Below are 12153 nucleotides of genomic sequence, written 5' to 3' on the forward strand. Positions count from 1 at the left end.
CTCCAAGAGATGCAGTACCCCGCCGCGGGGAGCCCCGCCCTGGCAAGAGAGGCGGCCCGCAGCGTACGCGCGACCCGAGTCATCGAGACCGATCAATGGGGCCTGGACCACGGCACCTGGACAGTGCTGCATCATCTGTTCCCCAAGGCCGACGTGCCGGTGTTCCAACTCTCGATCGACTACGAAAAGCCCTCGGCATTTCACTACGCGATCGGCCGCGACCTGGGGTCGCTGAGAGCCAAGGGCGTTCTGGTGATGGGCAGCGGCAATGTGGTGCACAACCTGCGCGCCACCGACCGCGGCACCTCGCCGGCACTGGCTGCGTCGCGCCCGTGGGCACAGTCGTTCGACGACGCTGTCAAGTTCGCCCTTGCGGGCCGCGATGACCGCGCGATGCTCGACTACGAGCGCCTGGCGGGCGCCGGGACGGCAGTGGCAATCCCCGACCACTACTACCCCTTTCTGTACGCGCTGGGCGCCGCAGATGCGGGCGAGCGCGCGCGAACGATCTACGAAGGATTCCACTCCGGCACGCTGAGCATGCGCTGCGTGCAGTTCGGATAGAGCGCTGCTGCCGGCCATCACTTCGCGCGAAACCGGCGCAGACCCCACTTGACGCACTCAAACCAGATCCAACTCAGGGCTGAAACGCCCAGCGCCGCCAGCAACTGCATCGGCGAGGGCTGCGCGAACGCGAACAGGCGACTGATCGCCGGGACGACGAGCACCAGGCCCATCATCGAGATCGTGCCCAGGGCAATCCAGCCGAACTGCGGGTTGGACTCASCGTGGCCGCGCCAGCCGCTGCGACCCCAGCAGCGGTTGGTCTGGATCAGCGCCARGTTGGAGAGCACCAGAACCACGAAGGTCAATGTCCGCGCCACGTCATCGCGGTCGGGCTCCGTCGAGGCGGCAAATCGACTGGTGGCGTACATCCCGAGCAACACGGCGAGYAAGCCAGCCCCCTGCCACAGGCCACGCACCAGCACGGCCTTGTCGAACAGGTGCTGGTCGGTGCGGCGCGGGGGGGTCCTCATGGCGTCTCCCTCCAGCGCCTGGGATTCAAACACCACCGAGCAGGCCGGATCGATGATCAGCTGCAGGAACAGGATATGCACCGGCATCAGTATCAGCGGCCATCCCAGCAGCACCGGCATGACCGACAGGCCCACGATCGGTACATGCGCGGCCACCACAAACACAATCGCCTTGCGCAGGTTCGCGAACACCCGTCGACCGTAGCGCACCGCGGTCGCCAGCGAGGCGAAGTCATCGTTCATCAGCACCAGCGCAGCCGCCTCTCGCGCCACCTCGGTGCCGCGGGCGCCCATCGCCACGCCGACGTCGGCCGCCTTCAGCGCCGGGGCGTCGTTGACGCCGTCGCCGGTCATGGCGACCACGTCGCCCCGCGCGCGGAAGGCCCGGACCAGCCGGAGCTTCTGGYCGGGCTGGACGCGGGAGAAGATGTGCGTGTCGGCCAGGCGCGCGGCGAGCGCRTCATCCGAGAGCGTGGCGAGCTCGACCCCGGTGATCACCTGCGAATCGACCTGMAGGCCGGCCTGCCGGGCCACCGAAACGGCGGTTGCCGAATGGTCACCTGTCATCATCACGACGCGGATGCCGGCTTCCCGACATTCGGCGATGGCCTGTGGCACCTCGGGTCGCACGGGGTCTTCGAGCCCGACCAGTCCGAGGAACCGGAACTCGAAATCGTGCTGCAGCTCCGGGAGCCGGCTGGCACCGAAGCTCGCCTGCGCCACGCCCAGCACGCGCAGGCCGTCCCGCGCCATGGCTTGCACCTGCGCGGCCACTCTCGCACTCTGGCCGGCGTCCATGTGGCACAAGTCGATGATCGCCTCGGGCGCGCCTTTGGCCGCGATCAGACGATCACGCTGGTCCGGCGACTGCCAGACGCGCGACATGGCCAGCATCTCGGGCGACAGCGGATAGTCATCGACCAGGGTCCATTCGGCATGCAGGTGCTCGGTGCCGGCCAGCAACTGCTGTCCGGCGGCACCGATAGCCGACTCCATCGGGTCGAAGGCCCGGCGATGGCTCGCCAGCACGGCGTACTCGAGGACGCGGTGCAGCTCTTCCTGCAGGGCACTGCCCGCCGATTGCAGTCGGTCGTGGACGGCTTCCTCGGACCACAGGCGCCGCACGGTCATCCGGTTGGCGGTCAGCGTGCCGGTCTTGTCGACGCAGAGCACCGTGGTGGCGCCGAGCAGTTCGATCGCGGGGATGCTCCTGGCCAGGACCTTCTCGCGGGCCAGCCGCCATGCACCCAGTCTCAGGAAGAGCGTGAGCACCACCGGAAGTTCTTCCGGAAGGACGGCCATCGCGAACGTGAGTCCCGCCAGCACGCCGTGCAGCCAGTCACCGAGGGTGATCCCATAGGCGATGGCGAGCACAGCGGCCAGCACAAGCCCGACGGCGGCCACCTGCTTGATGACGCGGCGCGTCTCCTGCTGGATCGGCGTCGACTCCAGCTCGATGCCGGCCAGCGACTGGCCGATGCGCCCCAGCGCACTGCGTTCGCCGGTGGCGATGACGCGCCCGCGCCCGGATCCTCTGGTCACCAGCGTGCCGGAGAAAGCCCTTGAGACGTCATTCGCTGGCAGCGACGATGCCGCCTCCTTCGCCACCGGCACGGACTCGCCGGTCAGCAGCGATTCATCGATCGCGAGATTGGCCGCTTCGACGAGCGCCATGTCGGCCGGGACACGGTCGCCTTCCGCCAGCAGCACCACGTCGCCCACCACCAGCTCGCGCGCCGGAACGCGACGCCCCGTCACGCCGCGAAGGACCAGGGCTTGCGGACTGGACAGGTCGCGCAGGGCATCGAGGGCCCGCTCGCTGCGCCGCTGCTGAACAAAGCTGATGCCCATGACCACGAAGACGAAGCCCAGCAGCATCAGTGCTTCCTGGGCGTCGCCGAGCACCATGTAGATGCCCCCGCAGGCCACGAGCAGCAGGAACATCGGCTCGGATGCGACTTCGCGTGCCAGCCTCAGCACGCTGCGCGGCCGCGAAACTGGCAACTCGTTCAGGCCGTCCCGCTGCAGCCGCCGCGCCGCTTCGTCGTCGCTCAGACTGCCTGTCGCGGCCGTGGACACCGTCGCGGGCGAGCCCATGTTCATCGATCCGAAAGCCCCACCGCTGCCGCATGGTCGAGGTCCGGCCTGCKYCACGGATCGACATGCGTCATGAGGTTGAGCACGCGATGGCGTTGCAGCACGCGCTGGCGGGCCGCGACCGCGATGTCATGGCCCTGTTCGACGCTGATGGTGGCGTCCACTTCGAGGTGCGCGTCGACGACGACCATGTCGCCCATCTTGCGGGTGCGCACGTCGTGCACGTTGCGCACGCCTTCGGTTTCGCTGAGCGTGCGACGGATCGCCTCGACTTCCTGTTCGTCGATCGAGCGGTCCATCAGGTCATGCAATGCATCCCAGCCGAAGCTCCACCCCATTCTGGCCACCATGAAGCCGACGATGAGCGCCGCAATCGGGTCCAGGATCGGGTAGCCGGCCAGGTTGCCGATTATGCCGAGGCCGACCACCAAAGACGAAGCCGCATCGGAACGCGCGTGCCAGGCGTTGGCGACGAGCATGCTCGACTTCACGCGCTTGGCGACGGCCAGCATGTAGCGAAAGAGCAGTTCCTTCGCGATGAGCGCGCCGCCGGCAACCCAGAGCGCGACGATATGGACCTGTTGAACGGTCTCGGGCTCCTCGAGCTTGCGAAACGCGGACCAGAGCATGCCGACGCCCACGGCGAGCAGCAGCAGGCCGAGGGCCAGGGAAGCGGCGGTCTCGAAACGCTGGTGGCCGTAGGGGTGGTCTTGGTCGGCTTCCTTCTTGCTGTGATGGCCCGCAAAGATCACCACGAAATCGGCGACCAGGTCCGACAGCGAATGAATGCCGTCGGCCACGAGGCCCTGCGACTTGGATAGCAAACCGACCGTGACCTGGGTGACGGTCAGCAGCAGGTTGACGACCACACTGACCCAGGTGCTGCGCGAGGCTGCACTTGCACGCTCTTCGGCGCTGTGTTCGCTGTCCTCGGGATCGTCGGACAGGTCATCCAGATTCATGGCGTCCGGCTGTGGCCGGTCACTTGACCACCACGACGGGTTGCTTCGCGGTCGCGAGCACGCGCTGCGCCRCCGAGCCGATCAGCAGGTCGGCCACCGCGCTGCGGCCCTTCGAGCCCAGCACGATCATGTCGAACTTGCCTTTGCTGGCGCAATCGACGATTTCCTGCGCCACGTGGCCCGTGCGGATCTCCATGTCATAGCCGATGCTATCGGCCTGCAGCAGTTTGCGGGCCGGCTTGAGCTCTTTCTCGCTGAGTTCGCGCAGATAGTCCGCAACCTCCGCCTTGCCCACGAAGGCCTTGGCATGGCGCAGGCCGGTGTCGTCGTGGACGCTGATCAGCGTGATCTTGTTCGATGCGGTGCGCAACAGATGCGCAAGCCTGGCCGCGTACTTGACTGCGCGCAGGGAGTTCTTGGACCCATCGGTCGCAACAAGGATTTTCATGGTTCGAAGCTCCGGTTGATGTTGTTCTACCGAGTGCAGGGTTGCGGCTCAGTCTTGCCGCACCAGAGGCACGCTGCGCGTTGTCACCCGGCTGCCGTCGCGCAGCGCCGAGGGCGGATAGACGATCACTTTCGCACCGGCCTGGATGCCCCCGAGTACCCAGGCTTCGGATCCGTTGCGCCCGCCGATTTCCACCGGCGCCAGCCGCGCCCGCCTATCCGAGACGACGAACACGCCCATGCCTTCGCCGGGCAGCGGGAACACCGCGCTGACCAGCACCCGCAGTGCCGAGGGCTGGGCCACCGTCACGATGCGAACGCCCACGCGATAGCCGTCTCCCAGCGCCCGCCACGACGATGGAGAACTGGTGATGTCGATCAGCACGTTGACCCGTTGCTCCTCGATGCCGAGGGCCGAGACCTTGGTGAAGGCTGCCGGCTCGATGCGCCGCACGCGGCCTTCGAGCGCGCCGGGCGAGCCCCAGCGCTCGATGCGCACCGGCGCGCCCACCTGTATCTGTACGGCGTCGGTCGTCAGCAGCTCGGTGACGATCTCCAGTTGCGAGATGTCGCCGACCTCGAGCACGGGCGCGCCCAGCGTCACTGTGGTCTCGCTGGGCTGCACCACCTTGAGCACGCGCCCTGCCACCGGTGAGCGCAACGGAAAGCTGGCGCCCTGACCCGATGGGCTTCGCGCCACCAGCAGCGCCGCACGCGCGGTCTCCAGCTCATGCCCCGCGGCGTGGCGACCTTGCAGCGTCGCATCGAGATCCTTCTGCGCGGCCTGCACCGAAAGCCGGTCGGACTCCACCTTGGCCGCCGCGATGAATTTCTCGCGCGCCAGCCGCTCGGAACGGCGCAACTCCGCACGTGCCAACTCGAGTCCGACGCGCGCACGCTGCACATTCGCGTCCGCGCGCTGCACGACGGCCTCGGCGACCTCGACGCGGGTGTCCTGCTCGCGCCGGGTGCGCTCGTCCAGCATCGGCGAGAGTGCGGGCGTCAGCGTCGCGACCGTGTCGCCGGCCGCCACGGCATCGCCCTCGCGCAAGCTGATGCGCGCCAACCGTCCGGCCAGGGGCGCGGTGATGACGAAGCGGTCATGCAGCCGCGTGCGGGCGTCTTCCGCGATGGACTGTTCGTAAGGCCCGATAGAGGACGTCGCCACTTCGACGGCGATGGGGCGCGGCGCAAAAGCCCAGGCCAGCAGCCCGATCAGCACCACGCCTGCACCCACCATCACCGCCAGCGTATTGCGCTTCATGTCACGCTCACTCCCGCGTCTTCAGGGCCGAGACCATGTCGAGCCGATCGATGCGCCGCCGCACGACCAGCGCGCTCGCAACGGCCGCCCCCAGAACCGCCAGTGCCGCCAGCGCGTAGGTTCGCGGCAGGATCGCGACCGGAAAGTAGAACTGGTCGGACTTCAGCAGGCCCGTGATGACGTGGACCAGGCCATAGCCGGCGAGCATGCCGAGCGGCAGCGCAATGGCGACGGCGATCGCCAGCTCACCCAACAACAGCCCCGAGACCTCCGCCCGCGTGAATCCGAGCACGCGCAGGCTCGCCAGCTCCCAGCTGCGCTCCGCGAGCGCGATGCGCACGTTGTTGTAGACCACGCCGACGGCAATGACGGCGGCGAACAGGGTCAGCACGGTGCTCATGATCAGGATATTGCGTGCCGTCACCTCCCGCATGTTGCGCAGCAAGGTCGCCTTGCTGAATGCGCCCGCCGCGCGGGGCAGGCCCTGCGTGGCCTGCAGGAAGCGGGCCTCGCTGCCGCGCTCTAGCGCCAGCACGAAGCCGGTCGCGACATCGCCCTCGCCCAGCGCCCGGTTCAGTGCGGCACGGTTCATGTAGGCGTTCAGGCCCATCATCTCGCGCACGGTCGCCTCCACCGGCAGCGTGAGTTCGCTGCGGCGCCCCTCCTGCACTTCGACCCGCACCGCATCGCCCACCCGCAGCCCAAGCTTGTCGGCCAGGCGGTCGGTCAGGACGATGCCGTCGCCGCCCGGTAGGGTCTGCCGGCCGTCGACATCGATGATGCGCAACAGCTCGCTGCGCTCCGGGCCGCCGCGGATCATCACGCGCTGGCGCCGTGGCCCGTTGACAAGCATCGCCTGCACGTCGCGCAGCGACTCGTGCGCCAGCACGCCGGGCAGTCGCCCGAGCTGCAGTGCGATGGCGCCGTCGGCCGGCTCGGTCATCCACACCGAGACGTCACTGCGCATCGACAGGGAAAAGCTGGTGTCGACGATCACCTCGATGGCGTCGCGAAAGAAGTTGCCCATCACGACAATGGCCAGCGCCGCGGCGATGCCGCCGATCGACAGACCGGTGCGCAGCGGCTTGCGCTCCATGTTGCGCAGGATCATCCGCAGCGCGGGACTCAGCCCGGTGAAGCCGAGCCGCTCGGCCAGCGTGCGGCGGAACCGCCCGGGGGCCGGCGGCCGCATGGCTTCGGCCGGCGTCAGTCGGACGGTGGCGAGAATCGCCGACAGGGTGCCCAGCACGCCGGCGCCCAGCGTCAAGCCGCCGGCCAGGACAACCAGGCCTGGATCCATTCGATGCTCGAAGTGCGCGAAGTGAAAGACTTCCGCATACAGGCCGACGAAGGCGGCCCCCAGCCAGTCGCCGAGCACGATGCCGAGCGCGAGGCCCAGCGCGACGATCAGCAGCACCAGCTTCAGGTAGTGCGCCGCGATGCGCCTGTTCGCGTATCCGAGCGCCTTCAGCGCGGCGATCTGCTCGCGCTGCGTCGCGACCAGGCGCGAGACCACCACATTCAGCAGAAATGCGGCGACGCCAAGGAAGATCGACGGCAGCACCGTTCCGAGCACGCGCTGCTCCTTGATCTCGTTGTCCAGCATGGCGTGCGAGGTCTGGTCGATGCGGCCGCGTGGCGTGGCGCCGCCGTAGCGGGCCAGCGGCTGCGCGAGCGCGCCGATCACCTCGGCCTCGGTGATGCGGCGCGTGCCTTCCGGCGCGAGCCGAACGGCCAGCGTGTTGAAGGCGCCGTCCATGTCGTAGGCGGCAGACAGCGCCTGCTGATCGACCCAGAAGATCCCGAACCCGCGCTGGTCCGGCATGCCCCACAGGCCGGCGAAGACGAACTCCGGCGACAGGGCGATGCCGACGATGTGCAGGCGGCGCTTGCGGCCATTGACCAGGGCGCCCACCGAGTCACCCGGGCGCAGGCCGCGCATCTGTGCGAAGCCCTTCGACACCAGCGTGTCGATGGTGTCGCGCACGGGTTCGTCGATCGCGGCCTGGTCAAACAGGCCACGCCCCTCGGCAATCGCGACCCGGTTCAGGCGCGGCGGCTGCAGGCGGTCGACGCCGATCAACTGGCCCAGCACGGGGTCGCTGCTGCCGGCGATCTCGATGCGCACCACCTGCTCGATCGTCGGCTGCACGTCGGCCACGCCGGGCACGCCGCGAAGCTGTTCGGCCAGCGCCAGCGGCGCGCGCTTGACCGTGGCGAACAGGTCCGCGAAGCGTCCCTCGGCATAGAAGGCGTCGCGTGCCGCAGCCAGCGAATCCACGGCCGAAAGGCTGGTGAGGAAGCCTCCCACGCCACTGGCCACCACCAGCGCGATGGTGAGCGCCTGGCTCCACATCGCGCGCAGGTCGCGCATCAGTTTGCGGTCGAGTGCCTTCATGGCCCGCTCACCATGCGAGTTCCTCGGACGCCATGCGCTTCGCATTGCGCTCGATTCGCTGGACTCTGCCGTCCGCAAGGTACACGACACGATCGGCCATGCCGGCGATCGCCGCGTTGTGCGTGATCACCAGCGCGGTGGTGCCGAGTTCGAGGTTGATGCGCGAGATGACATCGAGCACCAGCTTGCCGGTCGCATAGTCGAGCGCGCCCGTCGGTTCGTCGCAAAGGAGCACCTGGGGCCGCTTGACGATCGCCCGTGCGATGGCCACGCGCTGCTGCTCGCCGCCCGAGAGCTGCGACGGAAAATGGTCGCGCCGGGCCGACAGCGCCACCCGCTCCAACGCCTCGTCGATGGGCATCGGGTGGGCCGCGATGTCGGTGACCAGCGCCACGTTCTCGTAGGCCGTGAGGCTGGGAATCAGGTTGTAGAACTGGAACACGAAGCCGACGTGGTCGCGCCGGTAGCGCGTCAGCGCGTCGTCGCCGGCGGCGGTCAGGTCGTGGTCGAGGTAGCTGAGGCTGCCGGTGGTGGCCACCTCCAGGCCGCCGAGGATGTTCAGCAGGGTCGACTTGCCGCTGCCCGAAGGCCCGAGCAGCACCACGAATTCGCTGGCCGCGATGTCCAGATCCACGTCGCGCAGGGCGACGACGTCCACGTCGCCGGCGTGGTAGGTCTTGCCGAGCCCTCGGGCTCGAAAGACGGGAGGTACCGGCAACGGTGGGGCGACCATGGCCGATGTTCCGACGTGCCGCCCCGGCGACCTTTGATTTCCATCAAGTCGTGCGAATCCAGGCTTAAGCTTCCTGCCTGCCCTCGAGGTGCGGGTGCACAGGAAGGGCATTCAGCGGAATGCGAAGGTAGGCGACCCCGTTGTCGTCAGGGGGCGGCAGTTGCCCGCCCCGCACGTTGACCTGAATCGAGGGAAGGATGAGCGTCGGAACATCCAGGGTGGCGTCACGGGCCGTGCGCATGGCGACGAAGGCGTCCTCGCTGATGCCGTCGTGGACATGGATGTTGTGGGCTCGCTGCTCGGCGACGGTCGTCTGCCACCGGGGCTCTCGGGTCGCAGGCGGGTAGTCGTGACAGACGCACATCGTGGTCTCGGGCGGCAGGTCCAGCAGTCTGCGCATCGAGGCGTAGAGCTGGCGTGCGTTACCGCCTGGGAAGTCAGCGCGTGCGCTGCCGACGTCGGGCATGAAAAGCGTGTCGCCGACGAAAACCGAGCCGTCCACCCTGTAGGCCATGTCAGCCGGCGTGTGGCCCGGCACCAGCAACGCGGTCGCCTCGACCTCGCCGATCCTGAAGACCTCGCCGTCCTTGAAGAGATGATCGAACTGGCTCCCGTCCGGAAGAAAGCCGCGCTCCAGGTTGTAGAGCTTCTTGAAGGTCGCCTGCACGGTGCGGATGTTCTCGCCGATGGCGATCAGGCCGCCGGCCTGGGCCTGAACATAGCGTGCGCCGGACAGGTGGTCGGCGTGCGCGTGGGTTTCCAGAATCCAGTCGACCTGCAAGCCATTGTCCCGGACATAGGCCAGCAGCCGGTCGGCCGAGGCCGTGCTGGTGTGGCCCGACTTGAAGTCGTAGTCAAGCACCGGGTCGATGACCGCGGCTCGCTCCGTCGCATGGTCCCAGACGACGTAGGAGACCGTCCACGTGTTGGGGTCGAAAAAGCCTTGGGTCGTCGTGCACGTCGCCATGGGGTCCTCCATCGGTGCGATATTCATTCAATTGACAAATATTATATAAATTCACATAATATGTCAATCGATACTGTTCCGCCCTCTCCATGAAGCACCCTTCCCCCGTCATCGACCCCGAAGCCCTGCGCAGCGCCGCCGGCAAGGCGGTAGGCGCCCTCAAGGTGCTCGCCAACGAAGACCGTCTGCTCCTGCTGTGCCAGCTCTCGCAAGGCGAGATGTGCGTCAGCGACCTCGAGCAGACGCTGGGCATTCACCAACCGACCCTGTCGCAGCAACTCGGTGTTCTCCGCAACGAAGGGGTGGTCCATACGCGCCGCGAGGGCAAGAGCATCTTCTACAGCGTGGCCGACCCGTCGACGCTCGAAATCCTTGCGCTTCTCTACCGTCTCTATTGTCCAAAGGAAGAATGATGTCCATCGACTGGAACCACTTCACGCCGCTCACGGCACTGGCCGGCGGCGTGCTCATCGGCATCGCGGCGGCGATGTTCGTGCTGCTCAACGGTCGCATGGCCGGCATCAGCGGGGTGCTCGGCGGCTTGCTCAGGCCGGTCAAGGGCGACAGCGCCTGGCGCATTGCCTTCGTCCTGGGACTGGTCGGTGCGCCGCTGGTCTACCTGCTGTTCGCGACGCTGCCCAAGCCACAGATCGACGCCGGGTATGGCGCGCTGATCCTGGCCGGGCTGCTCGTGGGCATCGGCACGCGTTACGGCTCCGGATGCACCAGCGGCCACGGCGTCTGCGGCCTCTCTCGACTGTCGCCCCGCTCGCTCGTCGCCACGGCCGCCTTCATGGGCGCCGGCTTCGTCACGGTGTTCGTGACGCGTCATCTGTTCGGTATTTGAAGGAGTCCTTCATGATTGCGTTCGCTTCGCTGCTCGCCGGCCTGGTCTTCGGCCTCGGCCTGATCGTGTCCGGCATGGCCAACCCGGCCAAGGTGCTCGGCTTCCTGGACCTCGCGGGTCACTGGGACCCCTCCCTGGCGTTCGTCATGGCGGGCGCCATCGCCGTGGGCGCGGTCGCCTTCACGCTGGCCAACCATCGCGCCCGGTCCTTCCTCGGCGCCGAGATGCGACTGCCTTCGGCGCACCACATCGACCGCCGCCTGGTCCTCGGCAGCGCGCTCTTCGGCATTGGGTGGGGTGTCGCCGGCTTCTGCCCCGGCCCGGCTCTCGTTTCCCTCGGAATGGGCGAAGTCAAGGCACTCGTCTTCGTGGCCGCGATGCTGGCGGGCATGGGCGTCTTCGAACTCTTCGAGCGCCGCAAGCGCGTGCTCGTGCCGCATGCTGCCTGAGGTCAGCCACGATGGGATCAATCCGCCCCCAGCGACAGGGCCCACAAAATAGGCGCTGACCGCAGACTGCATGTGCGGGCGCGATTTCGCGTGCGAGCCGGTAGCTCCTCAGTCCGCCTCCGACACCCACTGCCGTGCCGCTTCACCATCCCTCTTGAGACGAAACAGCAGGAGCAGCGCCAACGCGCCGGCGACCAGAAGTCCCAGGTCCTGGTAGACGCCGAGTGTCACAGCCGCGGTCGAGCCCACCGCGGCCCACAGCAGGGGGACGACGTACACGGACAACGGCACCGGCGCCTTCGCGAACATCAGCAGCCCCATCGTGAACACGGTCGTGGGACAGGGCAGCCCGAAGCTCGGCGACGCAGGATATCGGTGGCCGAGCGCCCAACCGAGCGCTGGATAGACCAGGAGCGAAAACAGGATGAGCGCCACACCGCTCCATCCGCGCCAGCCGCCTCTCGGCTGAATCCGCAACCGTCCCTGCACGCACCCGACCCAGGCAAGCCAGATGGCCCCGACGAGGAAGACGCCGCCGAAAACCCAGGCGGCGGGATTGATCGCAGCGAAGAAGGCGAAGTGATACGCAACCGCCATCCAGGCCCAGAGGGCGGCCAGGATGGCGCAGACCCATCGGCCATCGGACGGCCTGGCACGGAGGACGAGGAGGACGGCAAGGACCGCGAGCGCGTTCAACACAATCTGCGCCGGCCACACGGCCATGTTGTAGCGAGCGAATACCTCGAAGAACTGCTGGGTGGTGAACGGCATGCGAGGCTCAGCGCACAGGACAACAACTCAGGCCAGGCAGATGTCTTGACGCTACGCGCGATCGAGGTCGGAATCGAGAATGCGAGAGATGTCCTCGCGCGTTTCCTCCAGCTGGACCAGCGTCGCCTGGCGCGCACCCAGCGCGTCGCGATTGAGCAAAGCCGTGAGGATCGCCTTGTGC

At 67.6% G+C, this 12153-nt stretch carries 12 protein-coding genes; 4 read left to right on the forward strand and 8 right to left on the reverse strand.

Annotation, left to right across the window (positions count from 1 at the left end; all coding sequences use genetic code 11):
• On the forward strand, positions 1 to 564 hold a 564-nt coding region (locus tag AC1DY5_RS23150; protein ID WP_478115133.1), incomplete at its 5' end, for a dioxygenase family protein.
• Between the two features lie 17 nt (positions 565 to 581).
• Here AC1DY5_RS23150 and AC1DY5_RS23155 read toward each other — a convergent pair.
• The 7 genes from AC1DY5_RS23155 to AC1DY5_RS23185 all read right to left on the reverse strand — a co-directional run bounded on the left by AC1DY5_RS23155 (position 582) and on the right by AC1DY5_RS23185 (position 9905).
• A complete protein-coding gene (locus AC1DY5_RS23155; protein ID WP_478115135.1) occupies positions 582 to 3134 on the reverse strand; it encodes a cation-translocating P-type ATPase in 2553 nt (850 codons plus the stop codon).
• Positions 3135 to 3136: 2 nt separating this feature from the next.
• Positions 3137 to 4096, reverse strand: a complete 960-nt coding sequence (locus AC1DY5_RS23160) for a cation diffusion facilitator family transporter (protein ID WP_478115137.1) — start codon at positions 4094 to 4096, stop codon at positions 3137 to 3139.
• Positions 4097 to 4115: 19 nt separating this feature from the next.
• Positions 4116 to 4544 (reverse strand): universal stress protein, encoded by a 429-nt coding sequence (locus tag AC1DY5_RS23165; RefSeq protein ID WP_478115139.1) that lies wholly within the window; start codon positions 4542 to 4544, stop codon positions 4116 to 4118.
• A 48-nt stretch (positions 4545 to 4592) separates the two neighbouring features.
• Positions 4593 to 5807: an efflux RND transporter periplasmic adaptor subunit gene (locus tag AC1DY5_RS23170; RefSeq protein WP_478115141.1), complete on the reverse strand. Its 1215-nt coding sequence runs from the start codon at positions 5805 to 5807 to the stop codon at positions 4593 to 4595.
• Positions 5808 to 5814: 7 nt separating this feature from the next.
• Positions 5815 to 8205: an ABC transporter permease gene (locus tag AC1DY5_RS23175; protein WP_478115143.1), complete on the reverse strand. Its 2391-nt coding sequence runs from the start codon at positions 8203 to 8205 to the stop codon at positions 5815 to 5817.
• Between the two features lie 7 nt (positions 8206 to 8212).
• Positions 8213 to 8938 carry an ABC transporter ATP-binding protein gene (locus tag AC1DY5_RS23180; RefSeq protein WP_478115145.1) on the reverse strand — a complete coding sequence of 242 codons (726 nt, stop codon included), beginning with the start codon at positions 8936 to 8938 and terminating at the stop codon, positions 8213 to 8215.
• A gap of 64 nt (positions 8939 to 9002) precedes the next feature.
• On the reverse strand, positions 9003 to 9905 hold the full coding sequence (locus tag AC1DY5_RS23185) for an MBL fold metallo-hydrolase (RefSeq protein WP_478115147.1): 903 nt from the start codon (positions 9903 to 9905) through the stop codon (positions 9003 to 9005).
• Between the two features lie 89 nt (positions 9906 to 9994).
• Here AC1DY5_RS23185 and AC1DY5_RS23190 point away from each other — a divergent pair, with 89 nt between their 5' ends.
• From AC1DY5_RS23190 to AC1DY5_RS23200, 3 genes are read left to right on the forward strand one after another with little or no spacing between them, the layout of a single operon-like run.
• Positions 9995 to 10318 (forward strand): metalloregulator ArsR/SmtB family transcription factor, encoded by a 324-nt coding sequence (locus AC1DY5_RS23190; protein WP_478115149.1) that lies wholly within the window; start codon positions 9995 to 9997, stop codon positions 10316 to 10318.
• Entirely contained in the window at positions 10318 to 10752 is a 435-nt protein-coding gene (locus AC1DY5_RS23195) for a YeeE/YedE family protein (RefSeq protein ID WP_478115155.1), read from the forward strand. Before AC1DY5_RS23190 ends, AC1DY5_RS23195 begins: the two co-directional genes overlap by 1 nt.
• 11 nt (positions 10753 to 10763) lie before the next feature.
• The gene (locus AC1DY5_RS23200; RefSeq protein ID WP_478115151.1) at positions 10764 to 11201 is read left to right on the forward strand and encodes a DUF6691 family protein; all 438 of its coding nucleotides are present in this window, start codon (positions 10764 to 10766) and stop codon (positions 11199 to 11201) included.
• 108 nt (positions 11202 to 11309) lie between these two features.
• Here AC1DY5_RS23200 and AC1DY5_RS23205 read toward each other — a convergent pair whose 3' ends face one another.
• Positions 11310 to 11972 carry a DUF6064 family protein gene (locus AC1DY5_RS23205; RefSeq protein WP_478115153.1) on the reverse strand — a complete coding sequence of 221 codons (663 nt, stop codon included), beginning with the start codon at positions 11970 to 11972 and terminating at the stop codon, positions 11310 to 11312.
• Positions 11973 to 12153 lie beyond the last annotated feature (181 nt).

It is taken from the genome of Variovorax sp. P4_D9 (assembly GCF_056401695.1).